The organism is Pseudomonas sp. LF-5, from assembly GCF_037626295.1.
Classification (GTDB): Bacteria; Pseudomonadota; Gammaproteobacteria; order Pseudomonadales; family Pseudomonadaceae; genus Aquipseudomonas; species Aquipseudomonas monsensis.
Map to the genome: position 1 here is coordinate 130,649 of NZ_JARKMT010000010.1, position 22,225 is coordinate 152,873.

General features: G+C 61.3%; 17 protein-coding genes. 7 read left to right on the plus strand and 10 right to left on the minus strand.

Annotated elements, in window-relative coordinates:
* Positions 1–34 precede the first annotated feature (34 nt).
* The 9 genes from PseuLF5_RS23200 to PseuLF5_RS23240 all read right to left on the minus strand — a co-directional run bounded on the left by PseuLF5_RS23200 (position 35) and on the right by PseuLF5_RS23240 (position 15,768).
* On the minus strand, positions 35–1,279 hold the full coding sequence (locus tag PseuLF5_RS23200; protein WP_340134817.1) for a metallophosphoesterase family protein: 1,245 nt from the start codon (positions 1,277–1,279) through the stop codon (positions 35–37).
* A 25-nt stretch (positions 1,280–1,304) separates the two neighbouring features.
* Positions 1,305–3,173, minus strand: a complete 1,869-nt coding sequence (locus tag PseuLF5_RS23205) for a c-type cytochrome (RefSeq protein WP_222834150.1) — start codon at positions 3,171–3,173, stop codon at positions 1,305–1,307.
* A 208-nt stretch (positions 3,174–3,381) separates the two neighbouring features.
* Positions 3,382–6,834 carry a GMC family oxidoreductase gene (locus PseuLF5_RS23210; RefSeq protein WP_340134818.1) on the minus strand — a complete coding sequence of 1,151 codons (3,453 nt, stop codon included), beginning with the start codon at positions 6,832–6,834 and terminating at the stop codon, positions 3,382–3,384.
* 1,125 nt (positions 6,835–7,959) lie between these two features.
* Positions 7,960–8,730: an electron transfer flavoprotein subunit beta gene (gene etfB / locus PseuLF5_RS23215; protein WP_123469395.1), complete on the minus strand. Its 771-nt coding sequence runs from the start codon at positions 8,728–8,730 to the stop codon at positions 7,960–7,962.
* A 15-nt stretch (positions 8,731–8,745) separates the two neighbouring features.
* Entirely contained in the window at positions 8,746–9,966 is a 1,221-nt protein-coding gene (gene etfA, locus PseuLF5_RS23220; protein WP_123469397.1) for an electron transfer flavoprotein subunit alpha, read from the minus strand.
* On the minus strand, positions 9,966–11,915 hold the full coding sequence (gene dgcB, locus PseuLF5_RS23225; protein ID WP_336347465.1) for a dimethylglycine demethylation protein DgcB: 1,950 nt from the start codon (positions 11,913–11,915) through the stop codon (positions 9,966–9,968). The genes etfA and dgcB overlap by 1 nt, the downstream gene beginning before the upstream one ends.
* Before the next feature lie 163 nt (positions 11,916–12,078).
* Positions 12,079–14,139: a dimethylglycine demethylation protein DgcA gene (gene dgcA, locus PseuLF5_RS23230; protein WP_064589569.1), complete on the minus strand. Its 2,061-nt coding sequence runs from the start codon at positions 14,137–14,139 to the stop codon at positions 12,079–12,081.
* A 15-nt stretch (positions 14,140–14,154) separates the two neighbouring features.
* The gene (locus PseuLF5_RS23235) at positions 14,155–14,685 is read right to left on the minus strand and encodes a DUF5943 domain-containing protein (RefSeq protein ID WP_008083165.1); all 531 of its coding nucleotides are present in this window, start codon (positions 14,683–14,685) and stop codon (positions 14,155–14,157) included.
* Between the two features lie 105 nt (positions 14,686–14,790).
* Complete coding sequence (locus tag PseuLF5_RS23240) at positions 14,791–15,768, minus strand: dipeptidase (RefSeq protein WP_027610650.1); 978 nt, start codon at positions 15,766–15,768, stop codon at positions 14,791–14,793.
* A 233-nt stretch (positions 15,769–16,001) separates the two neighbouring features.
* Between PseuLF5_RS23240 and PseuLF5_RS23245 the strand changes: the two genes are divergently transcribed.
* From PseuLF5_RS23245 to PseuLF5_RS23260, 4 genes are all read left to right on the plus strand, one after another.
* The gene (locus tag PseuLF5_RS23245; protein WP_222834146.1) at positions 16,002–16,403 is read left to right on the plus strand and encodes a lysozyme inhibitor LprI family protein; all 402 of its coding nucleotides are present in this window, start codon (positions 16,002–16,004) and stop codon (positions 16,401–16,403) included.
* Positions 16,404–16,615: 212 nt separating this feature from the next.
* Positions 16,616–16,870: a type II toxin-antitoxin system RelE family toxin gene (locus PseuLF5_RS23250; protein ID WP_340134825.1), complete on the plus strand. Its 255-nt coding sequence runs from the start codon at positions 16,616–16,618 to the stop codon at positions 16,868–16,870.
* Positions 16,854–17,177 carry a helix-turn-helix domain-containing protein gene (locus PseuLF5_RS23255; protein ID WP_222834145.1) on the plus strand — a complete coding sequence of 108 codons (324 nt, stop codon included), beginning with the start codon at positions 16,854–16,856 and terminating at the stop codon, positions 17,175–17,177. Before PseuLF5_RS23250 ends, PseuLF5_RS23255 begins: the two co-directional genes overlap by 17 nt.
* Positions 17,178–17,206: 29 nt before the next feature.
* Positions 17,207–17,623 (plus strand): DUF3010 family protein, encoded by a 417-nt coding sequence (locus PseuLF5_RS23260; protein ID WP_123469407.1) that lies wholly within the window; start codon positions 17,207–17,209, stop codon positions 17,621–17,623.
* 139 nt (positions 17,624–17,762) lie between these two features.
* Here the strand turns inward: PseuLF5_RS23260 and PseuLF5_RS23265 are convergent, their stop codons facing one another.
* Complete coding sequence (locus tag PseuLF5_RS23265) at positions 17,763–18,707, minus strand: GlxA family transcriptional regulator (RefSeq protein ID WP_128614060.1); 945 nt, start codon at positions 18,705–18,707, stop codon at positions 17,763–17,765.
* Positions 18,708–18,914: 207 nt separating this feature from the next.
* Here PseuLF5_RS23265 and PseuLF5_RS23270 point away from each other — a divergent pair, with 207 nt between their 5' ends.
* From PseuLF5_RS23270 to PseuLF5_RS23280, 3 genes are all read left to right on the plus strand, one after another.
* Entirely contained in the window at positions 18,915–19,859 is a 945-nt protein-coding gene (locus PseuLF5_RS23270; protein ID WP_340134819.1) for a choline ABC transporter substrate-binding protein, read from the plus strand.
* Positions 19,860–19,971: 112 nt separating this feature from the next.
* Complete coding sequence (locus tag PseuLF5_RS23275; RefSeq protein WP_213026799.1) at positions 19,972–20,859, plus strand: 3-keto-5-aminohexanoate cleavage protein; 888 nt, start codon at positions 19,972–19,974, stop codon at positions 20,857–20,859.
* A 90-nt stretch (positions 20,860–20,949) separates the two neighbouring features.
* Positions 20,950–21,915, plus strand: a complete 966-nt coding sequence (locus PseuLF5_RS23280; protein WP_340134820.1) for an L-carnitine dehydrogenase — start codon at positions 20,950–20,952, stop codon at positions 21,913–21,915.
* Positions 21,916–22,225: the final 310 nt, after the last annotated feature.

Below are 22,225 nucleotides of genomic sequence, written 5' to 3' on the forward strand. Positions count from 1 at the left end.
GCTTGCCAGCGATGGCGTCAGAACAGTCACCTCATTACTTCGATGACCACCTCACCGACCCATCCTCGCCGATAAACTCCTCAAATATCTCCTCCCCCACCAACCTGATTTTCGCGTAGCCGTTCAACACCCGCAGCGGATACGCCGGGTCGTTGGCATCCTGCGTCTCCGACCACAACACCCGCGAATGCCCGTTCAGCTCGCTGGCATTGCCATAGGGAATCGCCCCGTGCCCGGCACAGCGCGCATGCAAACCGCCCTGCTGCGCATAGACGATGCCGTTATGCAGATGCCCCCAATACCAATAATCCGGCTCCCGCCCCAGCGCATCGCACACCGGTTGATACAGCGCAGTTTTGTTGTGCCCGGAAATATCGAAGCCCTGATGATGGCTGAGCACCATGATTTTCTTGCGTTTCGGCAGGCCTTTCAGCCACTGGATCTGCGGTTCGTTGAGAGTGCCGTCCATGTACAGGTTCATCGCATCCGAGGCATACGCCGAATCCAGCCCGACCACCAGCCAGTCGTCATTGATCAAGGCGAAGTAACTGGTGCCCTGCTGCCCCGGAAAACGCTTGGCCAGTTCCTTGAAGTAGCCGTGGGCGCCGCTGTACATCTCGTGGTTGGAGTTGAGGGTGAACGAGCCATGGCTGCCCATCGGCCAACCGGCCATGTCGACGTCCTCCTGGGAGTGACTGCCGGCGTAGTAAACGTCGCCCAGATGAATGGTGAAATCCGCCTGCGCCAGCTGCATCTGGTTGGCCACCGACACCGCCGGTGCGTGGCTGTCGAAGGGACCGGTGCCCCAATCGCCGGCGATGGCCAGGGTCACGTCGCGCTCCATTTGCACCACCGCCGGGTCGGTGCCGAAGGTTGCGTGATGGCGCAGGTTTTCGATCCATTTGAGCAGCGCCTCGCTCCACAGCAGATCCAGCAGTTCCCACTTGCGACACCCGAGCAGGCTGCCGTCCTTGAGCACCCGGGTTTGCAGTTGATCACTCGACTGCGGCAAGGGCGAGGCACCGCCGATGCGCAGGATCGACAAACCGTGGGACAGTTCCCAGGGTACGCTCGGTTCGTCGTCCGGCAACTCGCCGTTTTTCAGCACGTACTGTGCCTGATCGTGCCCGCGCTGCAGCAGCTTGATGATGGCCTGAAACTCGTGCGGCTCCAGTTCGCTGACGAGCTTCATCCAGGCCATTTCCATGCGCGTGAACAAGCCGTGAATGCGCACTTTGACCTTGTCGTATTCGTGTTTCAGATGACCGACCGCTGACATGGCGTAATCCTCTATCCAAAAGGGCTCACAGGGTTTTCATGAATTCGATCAACGCACGCTTGTCGGCGTCCGACAGCTGCGTGCCATACAGGTGACCGCTGTTGTGGTTGCCCTCCAGCCGGGTGTCGTATTTGAAGTCCGCCGAGGCTTTGGCCTGGGCGCCGCTGGTGACGAAACCGACGTTGGCCGGGTCGTAGACGTCGGAGCCGGTGTAGAACACCACCGGGCGTTTTTCCGGCGGTTGCAGCAGGTCCCACAGGGTTGGCACCGACCCGTTGTGCAGGTACGGCGCGCGCAGCCAGATGCCGTCAGTCGGCGTGTTGCTGTAGCTCTGGGTCTTGCGATACGCACCGAAGTCGAACGGCGGTTTCTTGAAGGTGTGGAACGCCGTCACCAGACCGGTGGTGAACGAGTCGAGCCGATGCGGATCGGTGCCGAGTTGGTCGATGTTGGTGGTGACCTGCCCGGTGTCGGCGCGGCCGAAATCATGACAACCGGCGCAATTGGCCTCCCAGACCGGTTTGCCCTGGGCGACTTTCGCCTGATCCAGTGCCCACGGCCACGCCGGCGCCTTGTGCCCGAGCAGCCAGTTGGTCACCCGGTTGAAGCTCGGCGGCAGCACTGATTCCGGCGTCGCGCCCACGGCCATCGCGGCGGCGTAGTTGCGTTCGTGAATCTTGTTGTTATTGCCGTCCCAGTGCAGGTACATCGATTCCCGTGGTTTCTGGTTCCACACTTGCGGCAGGTCGACGGTGCCGATGGTCGAGTCATCCGGGAAGCCGAACACCACCATTTTCGTCGGGTTGAAGGTGTCGGTGCGGCCCGGGCCCTGTTGCGGGCGCAGCTTCTGCCAGGCGTAGGCCTGCTTCTGCTTGAGCAAGGCGCTTTTCGCCATCGGGATGATCAGGTAGCGGTTGTAGAGCTTCTCGAAAAAGCCCAGCTGGAATTTGCCGTTGATCGCCGCCATCACCGCGTCGGTGGTGAATTTCGGATCGCTGGCGCAATCGTAGGCGTACCACTGGAACGCTTGCAGTTGCAGGGTATTGGCCGGCGCGCTCGGCACGTTGACCGCGACGTCGCTGGCATTGGCCCGGTACGAGCCGGTGTGGCACAGCGCGCAGTTAGGCTCGACGGTCGGGTAGCCGATCTGCCGCTTGGCCATGCCGATCGGCAAGTCCTTGCCGTTCTCATAGAGAAAACCGAAGACTTCCCAGCCGCCGGGTTTGGGCATTTTTTCCGGGCACATTTGCGGCAGCACGGCGAACAGGTAATACGGGATCCGTGCTTCGATGCCCAGGCCGATGGCAGCGTATTTGTAGTGGTCTTCGTCGGAAGCGTATTCCTGCTCCGGCACCACCCGCAGCATCTGGTACCAGGTTTCGTAACCGATGAAACCGAGGACGGCCAGCACAACCAAAGTGCCGACCTTGAAGCTGTGGCTTTGCCATTGCCGCGCCCAGGCTGCGCGCCACTCGCGCCAGCCATCGCAGAGCAATGCCCATGGCCGGTTCGCGGGCGTGGTGCCGAGGTACAACAGAATGCCGAGGATCAGAAAGAAGCTCAGATCGCCCATCAACATCGGCACGAACACCGAGCCCTGGCTGCTGGTGTTGATCAGATAGATCCAGAACACCACCGCGATCAGTCGCGTCAGTACGCACAGCCAGGAATGCACCACGTAGCGCGGCGCGTTGAAGCCCGACGGCATGTAAAACACACTGATGCCCACCAGCAGCATCCCGGCGTTTTCCAGCCACGGGTCGGAGAGTTGCGGCGGCAGACCGACCACCGATGTCAGCAACCCCGGCGCGAACAGCGCGGGGATCGCGAACACCATGTTCATCGCAATGCCGATCCAGATGAAGCGTTGAAACCAGCGGATGTAGCTGTCCATATCATCCATTTCCTTTTACATAACTGGATCGAACCCATTCCTGTGGCGAGGGGATTTATCCCCGATCGGCTGCGAAGCAGTCGCAAACTATCGCCTGCGGTTTGTCAGAAACACCGCGCGGCCTGACTTGGGGCCGCTGCGCGACCCATCGGGGATGAATCCCCTCGCCACGAAGGACTTTCTCTGCACAAAAGATCAATGACAGGTGTCAGCCGAGGGCGGTTTTCTCCAGGTGCTCAAGGATGATCGGATAGACATCGACCACCGCGTTCTTGCCGAACATGCAGTCGATATGGCCATAGCCCGGCACCACATGCCGGCTATAACGCTCCGGCCCATGGACTTCGCAGACGCGCTGGTAGGTTTTCAGGGTGCTTTCCGGCAGGTAGCACTGGTTGTCGGCGCCGCTGATGAAGCAGATCGGCATCGTCAGCCGGTCGAAGTGCGGCATGTACACATCGTTGCCTTTGAAATCCACCAGGTGCCCTTTGCGCACGATCAGCGCCAGGTGCTCGAAGGTCTCGATATTCGACTCGCCGAACAGCTCGTGCAGGTTGTCGTGCAGGGTTTCGTTGAGGGTGTCGTGGCGATACAGCGAGGCGTACATGAAGGTGATGCGGTGGCATACCGGGTTGGTGCAATAACCCTGCGCCTCGATCCGCGCATAGCCATTGAGGGCCTTGTCGTAGAGCCGGTTGAACCAGTTTTCCTTGCTGTCGGCGTAGGCCGTCATCGACTTGATGCCGATTGCATCGAGCATCCCCGGCAGGTGCAGCCCGGCCTTCAGTCCGGTGGCGGTGGCGACCACGGTGTCAGCGGCAATCTGCGAGCAGACCACCGAACGCACGCCTTGCAGCCCCGCCAGCAGTGACATGAAGAAAGTCGTCGCGCCGTAGCAATGCACCACGCACTGCACGTCTTTGGCCTGGGTTTGCTGCTGAATCTGCGCGATGGCAGCCTTGAAGTCGTACTGGGCGATCTGGTCGCCGTTCCATTCCTTCTTGCTCGCCGGCAACAGAATGCTCACGCGAAAATCCAGCAGCCAGACGTCGTAGTCGTGCTTGCACAGGAACTCCAGCAGGTTGGTCTGGATGGTGTCGGTGGAAAAGATATTCGACCCCACTCCCAGGCCGTGCACCAGCATGACCGGGCCCTTGCTGCCGGCCTGATAGCGGGTCAGGCGCAGCTCGACGCCATCCTCGGTGGGGAAGAAATGCACCGCCGGAGTCGGCGCATCCAGTGGCCGTTTCAAGCGTGGCGGCGCGTCGGGGTTGAAGTAGATATCGCCAGCGAAGACCCCACCGTAACTCTCCCAGAGAATCCCGGCGAAGAACTTGCCGAAGCGCGCCAGGCCTTCGATACGCTCACGCTCGTTGCGCGCGTTGAGCACTTTCATGGTGGTCATCTGCTTGGCGAAATCGGTCGGATGAATGTGCATCACCCCGGAGCCGATCACCTCGCCCGACTTGTCCGGCCCGCGATACAGCGTCACGTACAAGGTGCTGGTGTCGTGCCAGATGTTCAGCACGCCGTTGTCTTCCGGCACGGTCTTGAAGGCGCTGAAAAAATAGTCGCTGCCGTCCTCGGCGCTGAGTTTCATGTCGTACTTCATGTGCCGCGTGTCGACCTGCTGCTCGAATTGCTCGAACAGGTTGAACACGCCATTGCTGGCCGTCAGCGGTTGCGGCGATAGCGCCGGGGCGTTGACCGTGCCGACGATGGTCGCGGCGTGTTCCGGCTCCTTGATCATCCGGTTCAGGTCGTTGGCGGTGATGGTCAGGGTGAAGTCGATTGGCGAATTGTCCGCCTCGCCGCGTTTGGCCGCGGCTTCGTAGACCTTCAGATCGGTGCTTTGCGCGGCGGTGAAGGCCCGGGAGAAATAGCCCTTCATGGTTTCGGTGAACTGCACGCCGAGGGTCGGTGGTGCCACCTGTTTGCGCGGTGCCGACGGCAACGTGTAGTCGATGTGCCAGCCACGGTCGGCGGCGAGCAGGCCCATGTTGCGCTCGCTCACAGCGGAGATGGTCAACAGCGGATTGACCGCCAGCGAGGTCGGGATCACCGCGCCGTCAGTCACGTACAGGCTGGCGTAGACATCAGTGCCGGCCGCGCCGCTGAACACTTGGCCCTTGTGATTGACCACCCCTTGCCCGGCGTCCTCGCCCATCACGCAACCGCCCAGCGGATGCACCGAGACGATGCTGTGCTTGAGCAGCTTGGTCCAGATCGGGTTCTTCACCCAGACCCCGCCCAAGGCCTTGGTGCTCTGGTACAGACGTTCGTTGCCGAGCTTGAAGTTTTCCTGCTCGCCGACGCCCGGCCAGTCGATGCGCAACTGGTCCTTGTTGTCGAGAATCATCCGGCCCTGGCCGCTGTCGTGGCTCATGATCAGGTAGGTCTGCATGTTGTGCAGCGCGCCGTAATACGGGCCGCGCAGGAAGCTTTCGGCTTCGCGCTCCTTGTACCTCACCTTGCCGCTGAAGCTGTCATCGGTGGCCTTGCCGATCATTTCGGCGAACCCGGCCATGGCCGGTACCATCGGCCGGCCGAGTGCGCCGGGGATCGAGCCTTCCTCGATAACCATGCGGCTGCGCCAGTCACCTTCGGTGCGCATGTCGATGACCGAGGTGATGCACGGGCCGACTGGCTGCATTTCCTTGGCCGGATGCGCGCCGAAGCCGATGCCGTTGATGGTCTGTTCGCAGTTGTGGCCGAAGCCGAGGATGTCGCCGTTGCCGCTCATGTTCTCGCCGAGCTGGCCGGACATCACCAGCCCCTTGTCGCGCGAGCGCAGCAGAATCTCGGTGGAGCCGAGGGTGCCGGCAGAGACCACGACGATGTCAGCCTTCACGAACAACGTGGGCGCGTCGAATTTCTCACGCCCGCTGTCGAGATACTGGAAATGCACGATCCAGCCATCGCCGTCACGCTCCAGATGACGCACCTCGGCCTGACAGAAAATCTCCGCGCCGTGGTTCCAGGCGTCCGGCAAATAGTTCATCAGCGTGGTGTTCTTGGCCTTGTTGTTACAGCCCGAGACGCAGTCGCCGCACTGGTTGCACGGCAGCTGTTCGACGCCGACGTGGTTGAGGTTGTTCGGCAGTTTGTCGAAGGTCACGTTGATCGGCGGCTTGTAGAAGTGCGCGCCCTGCTTGAGGTAGTCCGCGGACTTTTTGTTGGCGTCGAGCTTGGGCAGGTTCGGTGCGGTATTCGGGTACGGATTGGGCTTGAGCATTTCCCGGGCACGGGCATAACCGTCCTTGAGCAAGGTATCGCGATGCTCGCGCACCGCCTGCGGCCAGCGCGGGTCATCGAACACTCCGGGCTCAGGCTCCAGGGCCACGTTGGCGTTGATCAACGACGTACCGCCGAGACCACAACCGACCACCACGTTCTGCTGGGCATTGACGTGCAAATCAAACAGCCCGGTGCGCGAACCGATATGGCCATCCGGGTCATGCACCTGCAGCTCTTCGGTCGCGGCAATCATGGTATTGGGGTATTCGCCGGGCTGGATTTCCCGCCCGCGTTCGAGCAGGCACACCTGCTTGCCGGCCCGGGACAGGCGCGACGCAGCAATGCCGCCGCCATAGCCGGAGCCGATGACGATCACGTCGTAGTGTTCCTTGATTTCGCTGATGGGCGTTGCGATGCGTGTCATGAGGGTGTTCCTCTCTCAGGCAGATGGGGCAACTCTGCGGTTGCCTGCAATCAATAGGCGAACGGGCACCTGGTCTCCGAGACGAACCCGGCGACAGCACAGCGGTTGGAGCAGAAGTCGCTACAGACGAGCGTGTTGATTGGCCGCACGACGTAACGTGCGCTTGCGTGGCGAGGGGGGATGGCGGCGTGGGCGGCTATCCATCATGCGTTCTCCCAGAACCTGATGTGGATAAGTAACGGCTGTCCTTGTGCCATTGCAGTGAAGACAGCGCAGGTTTCGAAGTCAAGGCGACGATTTAGAACTGTATGAAATGTGATCAATCGCCGTTTGGACTATGGCCGGCGCGGCTTGCAGGGTTCGACGAACAAGTTATCCACATAGCCACCCACAGCAAATGGGGGTAACTGTGGATGACGCCGAAAATAACCCGCTGATTTGTGAAGAAAAAGCGTGACTTATGCAGAAGAAGGCTTTGCACCAACGATTGATCAGAATTTGATCAACAGCCTGTAACGTACGTTCTGCAAGGCGTGTAGAGGATGGCGAACACCTTATCCACAGAAGCACCAACAGAGAACGGGGGTAAGTTTTACGGGTCTGTGGAAAAGCGCTGCAGAGTGGGAAAATCCGGGGGGCTGGAGAAGATTCGCCGGCCTTTCATGGGCATTTGATCGTTTTTTAATCAAACCTCTACAAGCCACGATCTATAAGGCTCGCAGCGTATAGCGAACATCTTATCCACAGAAGCGCCAACAGAGATTGGGGGCAACTTGCCGAGTTACTCAGCGGAAAAACCCAGAAAAAACCGCGACTTAGGCTGGTTGTTTTTTGATCGGATGGCTGCAGGGCTTGATTGGCGCGGGATGCAGGGAGGGGCGAACACGTTATCCACAGATCCGCCAACAGGGATTGTGGGTAAACCGCTCCCCTCACCCCAGCCCTATCCCGGAGGGAGAGGGCGCCGACACAGTCGCCTGTTCGAGATACATCGACCTGAATGACTAACGTGAACTCAAGCTTGGCTAAGTCAAGGTCACTGTGCAGTCGCAGGTCGATGTAGATGGCCAATCCCCTCTGATCAGTCCCCTCTCCCTCCGGGTGAGGGTTAGGGTGAGGGGCTCTTCAGCGGACAACGCCCTCTTCGATCAGCAGTTTGAGGATGGCTTCGGCGCCGGCTTGCGCGGTAACGCCCTTGAGCACTTGTCCACCGCCCCCACTGGCCTTGGCCGTCGCAGCCTTCATTCGGTCCGCACCGCTCTTGGCTTTGATTACCTTCAGACGCTTGGGCCGGGGCTTGGCCGGTTGCAGCGTGGCGACGGCCAGCAGTTCATCGTCCAGCACTTCCACGTCTTCAGCGTTCAGTACGCCACGGCGTGCCGGGCCATAGGCACTCTGCCGAGGCTTGGGCGCGGCGTTGTCCACCGTCGCCAGAAACGGCAGCTTCACCTTCAACCGCCGCCGCTGCCCACGGGGCAGGGCTTGCAGCACCAGCGCCGAACCGTCGTTGATCGACTCGACCTGCGCCAGCCCCACCACCAGCGGCCAGCCCAGCCCTTCGGCGAGCAGAAACGGCAGCATGCCGGAGCCTTCACCGGTTTCCGCCTGACTGCCGGTCAGCACCACCTGGGCGCCCGCCTCGCGCAGATACGCGGTCAGCGCCGGGAGAGCATCGGCGCCAGCGGGTTGCTCCAGCACATGCATCTGCGTAAGTCCCATGCCCAGATAGGCGCGCAGTGCCGGTTCCGCGACATCGCCTGCATGCAGCACTTGCAGGTTATCCCCAGCCAGTTGCAGGCCCAATTCCACGGCGCGCGCGTCCTGTTCGGCACGGCGTGGCCGGCCCGAGGTCGGGTGGGCGCCGATGGAGACCAGGCTGATGACATTGGTGTTCATAACTGTGTCCTTCCCTTAAGCCGCATCGCGCTTGGCGTCGTTGCGGTAAGCCGCTACCGCCGCGATCAAGGCTTGAAGAATCTCCGCGCTCTCGCCGATCACCGACAGGTCGGCGCGTTTGATCATGTCGCAACCGGGGTCGAGGTTGATCGCCACCACCTTGTCGCAGGCACCGATGCCCTGCAGATGCTGGATCGCCCCGGAGATACCCACAGCCACGTAGACCCGCGCGGTGACCCAGGTGCCGGACGCGCCGACCTGCCGATCCCGCGCCATGAAGCCATCGTCCACCGCCACCCGTGACGCGCCTTCGGTGGCGCCGAGCGCAGCAGCCGTTTCGTGGAACAACTGCCAGTCCTTGACCCCGTTGCCGCCGGAGAAGATGAACTCGGCTTCGGCCATCGGAATCGCCGCCGGGTCCACCGCCACCGCCCCGAGATCTTCGATTCGCGACAGGCTGCGCGCCACCGTTGTGGATAACTCCACGGGCAGTGCTTCGTGACGGGTTTCGCTGACCGGTTCGGCGCACTCGGCCGAGGCCAGGATCAAGCGTGCGACCGGCCGCGCCAGGTCTTGCAGGCCCGCACCGGCGCGGCCGATACACTCCTGATCCTTGACCTGCCAGACCCGCGTCGCCGGGCGTTCGCCCAATGCTGCGGCAAAACGGCGGCCGAGTTCACCGCCACCGCTGCGGCTGTCCGGCAGCAACCAGTGACGCGGGTTGAACTGGTTATCCACAGCCCGCAGACCCTGCACCCGTTGCTCCGGTGCATAACCGCTGAATTCCTCGCCCTCCAGCACCAGCAAGCGATCTACGCCTGCGGTGGCGAAAGCGTTTTCCTTGTGCTCGCCGAATACCACGGCCAACACTGCACCGTCCTTGCCCGCCAGTTGATGAGCCAGGCCCAGCAAGTCGCGGTCGTGGCTGCTCAGGCGACCGCCGACCATGTCCGGCACTACGCTGATGTAGAACGCCGGCGCCGGCACCTGATGCAGCGGCAGTTGCACTTCAACGGTGGCCGAGCGTTTGACCGCCCCGCCCTGCTGCGCGCCGCTGCGGTCGATACGTTTGATGCCGTTGGGGCCGATAAAACCGATGCCGTGCAAATTCTTGCGGATGATGCCGTTGGGGCCCATCCAGCTGTGTTGCGCCGGTTGCATGGCCGCGTGCAGCGGGTGCAGACGGTTACGCGCAATCCATTCGGCGCGTGGGTCGCGGCGGATAATGTCGCTCATCAGTGGGCCTCCGCAGGTTCACGTTTGGCCGGTGCAGTCGGCTTGCCTGGCGCGGCGTCTTCGAGCAGCGCATCGGCCACCAGTTCGGCGATGTCCTTGATCAACGGACGCGGCTCGACCACGCCTTCGAGCATCGCCGTGCACTGGGGACAACCCACGGCTACCAGCTCGGCGCCGGTCTCGCGGATGTCTTCCATGCGCATGTCGGGAATCCGCTGCTTACCCGGAATGTCGGTGATCGGCGCGCCGCCACCACCGCCACAGCAGCGCGAGCGGAACCCGGAACGTTGCATCTCTTTGACTTCGATACCCAACGCACGCAGCACTTCGCGCGGCGCCTCGTATTCGCCGTTGTAGCGGCCGAGGTAGCACGGGTCGTGATAGGTCACGCTGTTGCCTTTGTGCTGACCGAGGTTCAGCGCGCCGGCCTGAATGATTTCCGCCATGTAGGTGCTGTGGTGCTGCACCAGGTAGTGGCCGTCGAACGCGCCGTACTCGTTTTTCAGCACATGGAAGCTGTGCGGATCGCAGGTGACGATGCGGTTGAAGCTGTATTTGCCCAGGGTCTGGATGTTGCGTTTGGCGAGCAACTGGAAGGTCGCTTCATCGCCCAAACGGCGGGCCACGTCACCGCTGTCGCGCTCTTCCAGGCCGAGTACGGCGAAGTCGATCTTGGCCGCTTTCAGCACTTTGACGAACGCGCGCAAGGTGCGCTGGTTGCGCATGTCGAAGGCGCCGTCACCAACCCAGAACAGCACGTCGGTGGACTTCTTCTCGCTGAGCAGATTGAGGTTCAGGTCCGCCGCCCAGTTCATCCGTCCGCCCGGAGCAAATCCGCCGGGGTTGTCGGTGGCGATGAGGTTTTCGAGGACCTCGGCGCCCTTGTTCGGGGTCGCGCCTTTTTCCAGGGTCAGATGACGGCGCATGTCGACGATGGCGTCGACGTGCTCGATCATCATCGGGCATTCCTCGACGCAGGCGCGGCAGGTGGTGCACGACCACAGGGTTTCGGCATCGACCAGACCGTTGACGATCGGTTGATGCGGATTGCCGCTGTGTTCGCCGATCGGCTTGCCGGGATACGGGCTGCCGGCGAACTTCGCGTCAGTGCCGCCGGCGAGGCCGACGACCATGTCCTGAATCAGTTTCTTCGGGTTCAGCGGCTGGCCGGCAGCGAACGCCGGGCACGCCGCTTCGCACTTGCCGCACTGCACGCAGGCGTCAAAACCGAGCAACTGGTTCCAGGTGAAATCCTTGGGTTTTTCCACGCCCAGCGGCGCGCTTGGATCGTTGAGATCCAGCGGTTTCAAGCCCGTGGAACGGCCGCCGCCAAAGCGTTCGGCGCGACGGTGCCAGGCCAGATGCAGGGCACCGGCGAAGGCGTGCTTCATCGGCCCGCCCCAGGTCATGCCGAAGAACAATTCCGACACGCCCCACAGCACGCCAATCCCGAGAATCGCCGCCAGCAGCCAGCCGCCGAAGTTTTCCGGGAGGATCCCGGCCACCGGCAGCGTCACCAGGAAAAACGAGGCAGAGAACGCCAGCAGGCTTTTCGGCAGGCGCATCCACGGGCCTTTCGACAACCGCGCCGGCGGGTTGAGCCGACGCCGGTAAACGAAAATCGCACCGACGAACATCACCGCCGTCATCAGCAGCAGCGCGTAACCGAGGAGGCGGTTATGCAGGCCGAAACCGTGCACCAGAATCGCCAGCACGATCGACGCCACCGCACCGCCGGCCGTGGCGACGTGGGTGTTGGCGATGTATTTGTCCCGCGCCACCACGTGGTGCAGGTCGACCATGTAGCGCTTGGGCATGGCGAACAGGCCGCCAATCAGATCGACCTTCGAGGCTCGGCCCCGACGCCACATGGCCACCCGCCGCAACGCGCCCAGCACCGCAAGGGCGATGGCTGCGAACAACAGGATTGGAAGAAGGGTGTTCAACATAGGTGAAGCTCCCAAAGACCTCGGGTCTTGCAGGTCGAGATGCCTTACTCGGTCACTGTGGGAGCGAGCTTGCTCGCGAAGGCGGACTGACATTCAACATCGATGTCGACTGATCCACCGCTTTCGCGAGCAAGCTCGCTCCCACAGGGTTGTGTGCAAGCCTTTAGAAGTCTTTACACAGTCTGAGCGCGTCGTAGATGGCAGCATGGGTATTACGCTGCGCCACGCAGTCGCCGATGCGGAACAGCAAGTAGCCGTCACCGGTGGTGCTCAACGAAGGCTGCGGCTTGATCGCAAACAGCGCGTCAATGTCGATCTGGCCCTTGTTGCGCGAACCGTCCTTGAGCCCGTAATACAGCTCTTCGTCAGGACGCACGCCGTTTTCCACCACCACCTGATCGACCACCCGCTCCTCTTTGGCGCCGGTGTATTCGTTCTCCAGCACCGCCACCAGCTTGTCGCCTTCGCGGTAGACCTTCTCCAGCATCATGTCGCCGGTCATGATCACTTCTTTCGGGTACATGCTGCGGTAGTAAGTCGGGAACGACGTACCGCCGATGGCCACGCCCGGCTTGATGTCGTCGGTGACGATCTCGACCTGGCTGCCCTTGTCGGCGAGGAAGTCCGCCACCGACATCCCGGTGAACTCGCAGATGGTGTCGTAGACCAGCACGTTCTTGCCCGGCGCAACCTTGCCGTCGAGCACGTCCCAGCTGCTGACCACCAGCCCTTCGGCGGCGCCCCAGTGTTCGTTCTGCTCAAGGAACGGATGCCCGCCCACCGCCAGCACCACCACGTCCGGACGCAAGTCGAGAATGGTCGCCGCATCCGCCGCAGTGCCCAGGCGCAGGTCGACTTTCAGCCGCGCCAGCTCCAGCTGGAACCAGCGGGTGATGCCGGCGATCTGGTCTCGTTGCGGCGCTTTCGACGCGGTAGTGATCTGCCCGCCGATGAATTCTTTCTTCTCGAACAGCGTCACGTCGTGGCCGCGTTCGGCCGCCACGCGTGCAGCTTCCATCCCGGCAGGGCCGGCACCAACCACCACGACTTTGCGTTTCGGCCCGGTGGATTTCTCGATGATGTGCGGCACACCCATGTATTCGCGTGAGGTTGCGGCGTTCTGGATGCACAGTACATCCAGCCCCTGATACTGGCGGTCGATGCAGTAGTTGGCGCCGACGCACTGTTTGATCTGATCGACCTGCCCCATCTTGATCTTGGCGATCAAGTGCGGGTCGGCGATGTGCGCGCGCGTCATGCCGACCATGTCGACGTAACCGCCTTCAAGGATGCGCGTGGCCTGGTTCGGGTCCTTGATGTTCTGCGCGTGCAGCACCGGAGCCTTGACCACTTCCTTGATCCCGGCGGCCAGGTGCAGGAACGGCTCCGGTGGATAACTCATGTTGGGGATAACGTTGGCCAGGGTGTTGTGGGTGTCGCAACCCGAGCCGACCACGCCGATGAAGTCGATCATGCCGGTGTCATCGTAGTACTTGGCGATCTGCTTCATGTCCTCGTGGGACAAGCCATCCGGGTGGAATTCATCACCGCACAGACGGATGCCGACGCAGAAATCGTCGCCGACTTCCTTGCGCACAGCCTTGAGCACTTCGAGGCCGAAACGCATGCGGTTTTCGAAGCTGCCGCCCCACTCGTCGGTACGCTTGTTGACGCGCGGGCTCCAGAACTGGTCGATCATGTGCTGGTGCACGGCGGACAGTTCGACACCGTCCAGACCACCGGCCTTGGCCCGTGCAGCGGCGGTGGCATAGTTGCCGATGACGCGCCAGATTTCTTCCGGCTCGATAGTCTTGCAGGTCGCGCGGTGTACCGGTTCACGGATGCCCGACGGCGACAACAGGGTCGGCCAGTGCTCACCGTCCCAGCGCGAGCGGCGGCCCATGTGGGTAATCTGGATCATGATCTTGGCGCCATGCTTGTGCATGGCGTCAGCCAGATTCTGGAAGTGCGGAATGATCCGGTCGTCCGCCAGGTTCACCGATTTCCACCAGCCTTGCGGGCTGTCGATGGCTACGCTGGAGGAACCGCCGCAGATCGCCAGGCCGATGCCGCCCTTGGCTTTCTCTTCGTAGTACTTGACGTAGCGGTCGGTGGTCATGCCGCCGTCGGTCGCGTAGACCTCGGCGTGCGCGGTACTGAGCACGCGGTTGCGGATGGTCAGTTTGCCGATCTGGATCGGCTGGAACATTGCTTCGAAAGCCATGGCGGGTTCCTCGACTTACAACGGCTTGACGGTGAACAGGCCGTCGTCGTGGCCTTCTTCGGAGCCACCGTAGACTTGCTCGGCAACCGTGCGAATCTTGCTGCCGCGCGCCTCAAGAATCTGATCCATGGCCCCGGCAAACCAGCCGGTGAACATGTAGTCGACCTTGCGTCCGACCTTGCCGTAGACGTAGACGAACGCCGAGTGTTCGAGCTTGACGCTGGCGGTGCCTTTGTCGAGGTCGATGTCCTGAATCTTGAACAGGCCCCAGCCACGTTGCGACAGGCGCTTCATGTAGTGCTCGAACACCGCGACGCCTTCCAGGCCATGGCATTCAGCTTCTTTTTCACACCAGTGCCAGGCGGACTTGTAGCCGGCCTTGTAGAGGATTTCGGCATAGGCTTCGGCGCCCAGCACTTCCTCGATGCCCATGTGGTTGTTGACGAAAAAGTGCCGTGGCACGTACAGCATCGGCAGGGCGTCGGAGGTCCAGACACCGGTTTCGCTGTCGACTTCGATTGGCAATTGCGGGGCGATCTTGGCCATGGAAACTTAACTCCAGAAAAAATTAGATTCAGTGTTGGCCGCAGCCCTTACTCCAGCCCTCTCCCTCAGGAGAGGGGGCAGATCGGCGGCGGTCTTGAGTAAGCGTTACTCGCCCCAGACGTCCTTCAGGACGTTGACCCAGTTTTCGCCCATGATCTTGCGCACCACGCGCTCGGAGTGGCCGCGCTTGAGCAGGGTTTCGGTCAGGTTCGGGAACTCGCCGACGGTGCGGATGCCCAGCGGGTTGATGATCTTGCCGAAGCTGGTCAGACGCCGGGCGTAGCCCTTGTCGTGGGTCAGGTATTCGAAGAAGTCCTGGCCGTGACCCTGGGTGAAGTCGGTGCCGATGCCGATGGCGTCTTCGCCGACGATGTTCATGGTGTATTCGATGGCTTCGGCGTAGTCGTCGATGGTCGAATCGATGCCCTTGGCGAGGAACGGCGCGAACATGGTCACACCGACGAAACCGCCGTGGTCGGCAATGAACTTCAGTTCTTCATCGGACTTGTTGCGCGGGTGCTCTTTCAGACCCGACGGCAGGCAGTGGGAATAGCAGACCGGTTTTTTCGATTCGAGGATGACTTCTTCAGAAGTCTTGGAACCGACGTGGGACAGGTCGCACATGACGCCGACGCGATTCATCTCGGCGACGATTTCGCGACCGAAGCCCGACAGGCCGCCGTCACGCTCGTAGCAACCGGTGCCCACCAGGTTCTGGGTGTTGTAGCACATCTGCACAATGCCGACGCCGAGCTGCTTGAACACCTCGACATAGCCGATCTGGTCTTCAAACGCATGGGCGTTCTGGAAGCCGAAGAGGATGCCGGTCTTGCCCTGCTCCTTGGCGCGACGGATGTCGGCGGTGGTGCGCACGGGCATCACCAGGTCGCTGTTTTCGCGGATCAGTTTCTGGCTGGCGGCAATATTGTTCACAGTCGCCTGAAAGCCTTCCCACACCGACACAGTGCAGTTGGCCGCCGTCAGACCGCCCTTGCGCATGTCTTCGAACAGCTCGCGGTTCCATTTGGCAATGATCAGACCGTCGATAACGATGCTGTCGGCGTGTAACTCGGCTGGGCTCATCAGGCGTCCCCTTATTGGCGATTCATGCGCCGAATCGTCTGCCGGCGCTTTGGGGCCAGCATATGCCTCGGTGCAGGGGCGACCGGGTGCAAAAACGACAGGGGAATTGCCGAAAGCGTCAATCCGCGACAAAGGGTCGCCGGACGCTCCGATCAGCTACCTGTTCAAGCCCGCCAGCTTGAGCCAGAATCTGGCGCATCTTGGATACACCACTGGATTAGAGCGGCGACAACATGAAATCGATCTTCCTGGCCCTGGCCCTGATTGCGACCGGCGTACACGCCGCCGAAGAGACCGACAACAACCCGTGCGACGCGGTGGAAAACGACATCCAGACCCTGGAATGCTCGGCCTACAGCCGCACCACCGCCGAAGACCTGCTCAAGGACAACTACGCCAGCCTGACCGAACGCATGCAGACCGCGTACGGCAAGAACCCGACGCAATTGGCCGACATCACCGCCAAGATGAAGACTGCTCAGCAGCAGTGGTTGAAGACGCGGGACGCGGATTGTGCGGTGGAAGCGTTTCCGGCTACGGCGGGGAGCAAGGCGTTCACGATTGCGCAGAATGATTGCGTGGCGCGGATGAGTGATGAACGGTCGGAGTTTTTGGAGTCGATTGGGCAGGAATAGTCATCAAAATTTGAAGGAAAATTGGAACTGCTTTTTGCATTTGCCTCGTGAATCTCTTCTTCTTACGGCACATGCCGACTTCGCCTACACCTATTGCGTGAAAGCTCCGATCTACGGGTCTTTCAAGCAATATGCTGACAACAGTTCTTGATTGGTCGCCTTGAAAATATAAGTAAAGATTCGCGAATCTTATAAAAGACTTATATTCTTCCATAAACAGCATCCACTGGACACGAAAGGCCGTTAAGCAACTCTTGAAATTGCATTCTGTGCATCAGGTAAAGGTTCGGGATGCTGTTACGGCGCTTGCCGACATGCCTGATGTGGGCAATGTCAAAGCACTGATTGGCCATGACTACTCCTACCGCCAGCGTGTCGGCAATTATCGAGTGATGTTCGACTGGGACGGAGCAATCAAAGTGGTCAGTATTCAAGAGGTCAAAAAACACGATGAACGCACCTACTGACATCCAAATCATTAATGACGCCGAGGGCAAACCAGCCTTTGTGGTCATTCCGTACGCGCAGTACGTTGCGCAAAAAATGCAGCCCGATCTGATTCCCCATGAGGTTGTCAGTCGCATGGTCGACGGGGCAACACCGATCCGTGCCTGGCGCGAACACCTCAATCTGACTCAAGAAGAAGTCGCCAAACGCATGGGTATTTCACAACCGGCGTTTGCTCAGCAGGAAACAGTCGCCAAGCCTCGCAAGGCCACGCGCGAGAAAATTGCAGCGGCGTTTGGCATCACCGCCAATCAGCTTGAGCTGTAAGCTGCCCTCTTCACTTCAAGGAATTCCCCATGAACATCTGCGGCATCGAAATCAAAGGCAGCGAAGCGATCATCGCCGTGGCCGCTCTCGACGGGGCAACGCTGAGCCATGTGGCGCTCAATACCAAGAAAATCGCCCTCGACGATGATGACGAGGCGGCCAACGTCAAACGCTTCGCGGCGCAGGTCGCGTCGTTTGTGCGCGAGCATTCGATTGACCGGATTGCGATCAAGAAGCGCAGCAAGAAGGGCGAGTTTGCCGGTGGGCCGACCACGTTCAAGATCGAGGGTGTGTTTCAACTGCTGGACGGGTGTGAGGTGACGTTGTTGTCGCCGCAGACGATCAACGCGCAGGCGAAGAAGCATAATTTCGAGCTGCCGGGGACGCTGAACAAGTATCAGCATGAGGCTTACAAAGCGGCGTGTTCGGCGCTGGTGAAGAAGTAACCTGTTCGCGCAAGCACAGTAAATCCATGTGGGAGCGAGCTTGCTCGCGAAGAGGGAGTGTCAGTCGACAGTTTTTTCGAATGATCTACCGCGTTCGCGAGCAAGCTCGCTCCCACAGGTTTATTTGCTGGCCTCAAGATCAGGCCTGGGCGGTACGCCGGTCTTCGCGCGGGCAACGAGCGAAGCGGGCACGGTAGCTGCGGGTGAAGTAGGACGGAGATTCAAACCCGCAGGCGATGCTGACTTCAAGTACGCTCATGTCGGTCTGGCGCAGTAGCTGCCGGGCCTTCTCCAGCCTCAAACGCAGATAGAAATTGCTCGGCGTGTCATTCAAGTGCAGCCGAAACAAACGCTCCAGCTGCCGCCGCGTCACCTTGATCGAATCCGCCAGTTGCAGCGTGGTCAGCGGCGGCTCACTGTGCTGCTCCATCTCACCAATCACCTGCACCAGTTTTTTGTTGCTGATCCCATAACGCGTAGCGACTTCCATGCGCTGGTGGTCTTTGCGCGGGCGGATCCGCCCCAATACGAACTGCTCGCTGACCTGAATCGCCAGTTGCGGGCCGTGGGCCTGGGCGATCAGATCGAGCATTAAGTCGATAGACGCGGTGCCGCCGGCCGAGGTGATGCGCCGGCGGTCGATCTCGAACAGTTCCTGGGTCACGCTGAGCTGTGGATACGATTCCTTGAACGCGTCAATGGCCTCCCAGTGCAGGGTCAGGCGATGACCATCGAGCAAACCGGCCTCAGCGAGCACGAAGCTGCCGGTGTCGATCGCGCCGAGGGTCACGCCTTCGTTGTCCAGCCGTCGCAACCAGTGCTCGAGGGTGGGCGTGGCGAACTTCAGCGGTTCGAACCCGGCCACCACCAACAACGTCGCACCTTTCTTCAGCGGCTCCAGCGCCGCATCGGCGTTGACCGACATGCCATTGCTCGCCAGCACTGCCCCGCCATCAGCACTGAGCACGTGCCAGCGATACAGCTCGCCACGAAAGCGGTTGGCCACCCGCAGCGGTTCGATCGCAGAGATAAAGCCGATGGCGGAGAACCCCGGCATCAGCAAGAAATAGAAATCCTGGGACATGGGCGCACTCGATTCGCGGGTAACGAGAGGGAGGGGAGCGTGGATCGTTGATACGCCGATTGTCGTCAGCGTTCAAGCGCGCAGGTCGCTACAGTGCAAATGCCAGTCGCCGCAGTGCGTTTTTACGGGGGCGTAGCTGCGTAACTTGGCATCACCGGCGCATCAGACGCCGGGAACCACAATAAACGACCTGCCGAGGAACCCGACATGAAACGACTGATCAGCAGCTGTGTTCTTGCACTCAGCGGTACCGCTTTCTTGAGCGCCAGCGTCATGGCGGCCGAACCCGCCTCGTGCCAGAACGTGCGCATGGGCGTGGTCAACTGGACCGACGTGATCGCCACCAGTGCCATGACCCAGGTGCTGCTCGACGGCCTCGGCTACAGCACCAAACAAACCAGCGCCTCCCAGCAAATCATCTTCGCCGGGATTCGCGATCAGCGCCTGGACCTGTTCCTCGGCTACTGGAACCCGCTGATGACCCAGACCATCACCCCGTTCGTCGACGCCAATCAGGTCAAGGTCTTGCCGGCGCCGAGCCTGAAGGACGCCCGCGCCACCCTCGCCGTGCCGACCTATCTGGCCGACAAGGGCCTGAAAACCTTCGCCGACATCGCCAAATTCGAGAAAGAACTGGGTGGCAAGATTTACGGCATCGAACCGGGCTCGGGCGCCAACACGCAGATCAAGGCAATGATCGCCAAGAACCAGTTCGGTCTCGGCAAATTCCAGCTGGTCGAGTCCAGCGAAGCCGGGATGCTCGCCGCCGTTGACCGTGCCGTGCGCCGCAAGGAGGCCGTGGTGTTCTTCGGCTGGGCGCCGCACCCGATGAACGTCAACGTAAAAATGACTTACCTCACCGGCAGCGACGACGCCCTCGGCCCGAACGAAGGCATGGCCACCGTCTGGACCGTCACCGCGCCGAAATACACCGAACAATGCCCGAACGTCGGCCGCCTGCTGAGCAACCTGACGTTCACCGCCGAAGACGAGAGCCGGATGATGCAACCGCTGCTCGATCACAAAGACGCCTTCGAATCGGCCAGGCAGTGGCTCAAGGATCACCCGGAAGACAAGCAGCGCTGGCTCGACGGTGTGACCACCTTCGACGGCAAACCGGCCGCTGAAAACCTGCAACTGACCAGCAAATAACCCTCGATTGAACAGCCCCTCACCCTCTCCCCGGGGAGAGGGGACTGACTGACGCTTCGCAGCCCGAAACAGGGCTGCGAACAGACCCATCACGCCTGAAGGAAACCGCACCATGAACCACGACGTCATCATCACCTGCGCACTCACCGGTGCTGGCGACACGACCGCCAAGAGCCCCCACGTGCCGGTCACCCCGAAACAGATCGCCGCTGCTGCCGTTGAAGCAGCCAAGGCCGGCGCCACGGTTGTGCACTGCCATGTGCGCGACCCGCAGACCGGCAAGTTCAGCCGTGACGTGGCGCTCTACCGCGAGGTGATGGAGCGCATCCGCGAAGCCGACGTCGACATCATCGTCAACCTCACCGCCGGCATGGGCGGCGACCTCGAAATCGGCGCGGGCGAGAACCCGATGGAGTTCGGTCCGAACACCGATCTGGTCGGTCCGCTGACCCGTCTGGCTCACGTTGAACAGCTGCTGCCGGAAATCTGCACCCTTGATTGCGGCACCCTGAACTTCGGCGATGGCGACACCATTTACGTGTCCACACCGGCACAACTGCGTGCCGGCGCCAAGCGCATCACCGAACTGGGGGTGAAGGCCGAGCTGGAGATTTTCGACACCGGGCACCTGTGGTTCGCCAAGCAGATGATCAAGGAAGGCCTGCTCGATAACCCACTGTTCCAGCTGTGCCTGGGCATTCCGTGGGGCGCACCGGCGGATACCACCACCATGAAAGCCATGGTCGACAACCTGCCCGCCGACGCGGTGTGGGCCGGGTTTGGCATCGGCCGGATGCAGATGCCGATGGCCGCGCAAGCGGTGCTGTTGGGCGGCAACGTGCGGGTCGGGCTGGAAGACAACCTGTGGCTGGACAAGGGCGTGCTGGCGACCAACGGCCAACTGGTCGAACGCGCCACCGAGATCCTCAGCCGCCTCGGCGCCCGGGTGCTGACCCCGGCGGAAGGCCGCAAGAAAATGGGCCTGACCCAGCGCGGCTGAACCTCACCCTTTCTCCCCTGTGAACATAAATCCCCTCGCCACAAGAACAGAGTTTCCACAGGGATCACCGAACTTTCTCAGGAAATCACCATGAGCTTTATCACCGACATCAAAACCTTCGCCGCCCTTGGCAGCGGTGTCATCGGCAGCGGCTGGGTTGCGCGCGCCCTCGCCCACGGCCTCGACGTGGTGGCCTGGGACCCGGCGCCCGGCGCTGAGGCCGCACTGCGTAAACGCGTGGCCAATGCCTGGAGCGCGCTGGAGAAAAACGGCCTGGCGCCCGGCGCTTCGCAGGATCGTCTGCGCTTTGTCGCGACCATCGAGGAATGCGTGCGTGATGCCGACTTCATCCAGGAAAGCGCCCCGGAACGTCTGGAACTGAAACTCGAGCTGCACAGCAAAATCAGCGCGGCGGCCAAACCCAATGCCTTGATCGGCTCGAGCACTTCCGGCCTGCTGCCGAGCGAGTTCTACGAGAGCTCGACCCATCCTGAGCGCTGCGTGGTCGGCCACCCGTTCAACCCGGTTTACCTGTTGCCGCTGGTGGAAGTGGTCGGCGGCAAGAACACCGCGCCCGAAGCCGTGCAAGCGGCGATGACAGTCTACGAATCCCTCGGCATGCGCCCGCTGCACGTGCGCAAGGAAGTGCCGGGATTCATCGCTGACCGTCTGCTCGAAGCGCTGTGGCGTGAGGCACTGCACCTGGTCAACGATGGCGTGGCGACCACTGGCGAGATCGACGATGCAATCCGATTCGGCGCCGGTCTGCGCTGGTCGTTCATGGGCACCTTCCTGACTTACACCCTGGCCGGCGGTGACGCGGGTATGCGTCACTTCATGTCGCAATTCGGCCCGGCATTGCAGTTGCCGTGGACCTATCTGCCAGCACCTGAGCTGACCGACAAGCTGATCGACGATGTAGTCGATGGCACCAGTGATCAGTTGGGCCGGCACAGCATTTCGGCGCTGGAGCGCTATCGTGATGATTGTCTGCTGGCGGTGCTGGAGGCGGTGAAGAGCACCAAGGAAAAGCATGGGATGAGTTTTAGCGAGTGATGGGGCTGGCATGACATCGCGGCCCTCACCCTAGCCCTCTCCCGGAGGGAGAGGGGACTGACCGAGGTGTTCATGCGAGCTGCACCGACCTGAACTATCGAGCCGAACTCAAGTTTGAAAGCCCCCCGGATCTGCTCCCTTTCCCCCTGGGAGAAGAGGGGACTGACCGCGGTGCTCATGCAAGCTAAGCCGACTTGCACCACCGAGCCGAACTCAAGTTTTGAAAGGCCCCCGGATCTGCTCCCTTTCCCCCTCTCCCCCCTGGGGGAGAGGGCTGGGGTGAGGGGGTAGCTCTTGATCTTAACGACTC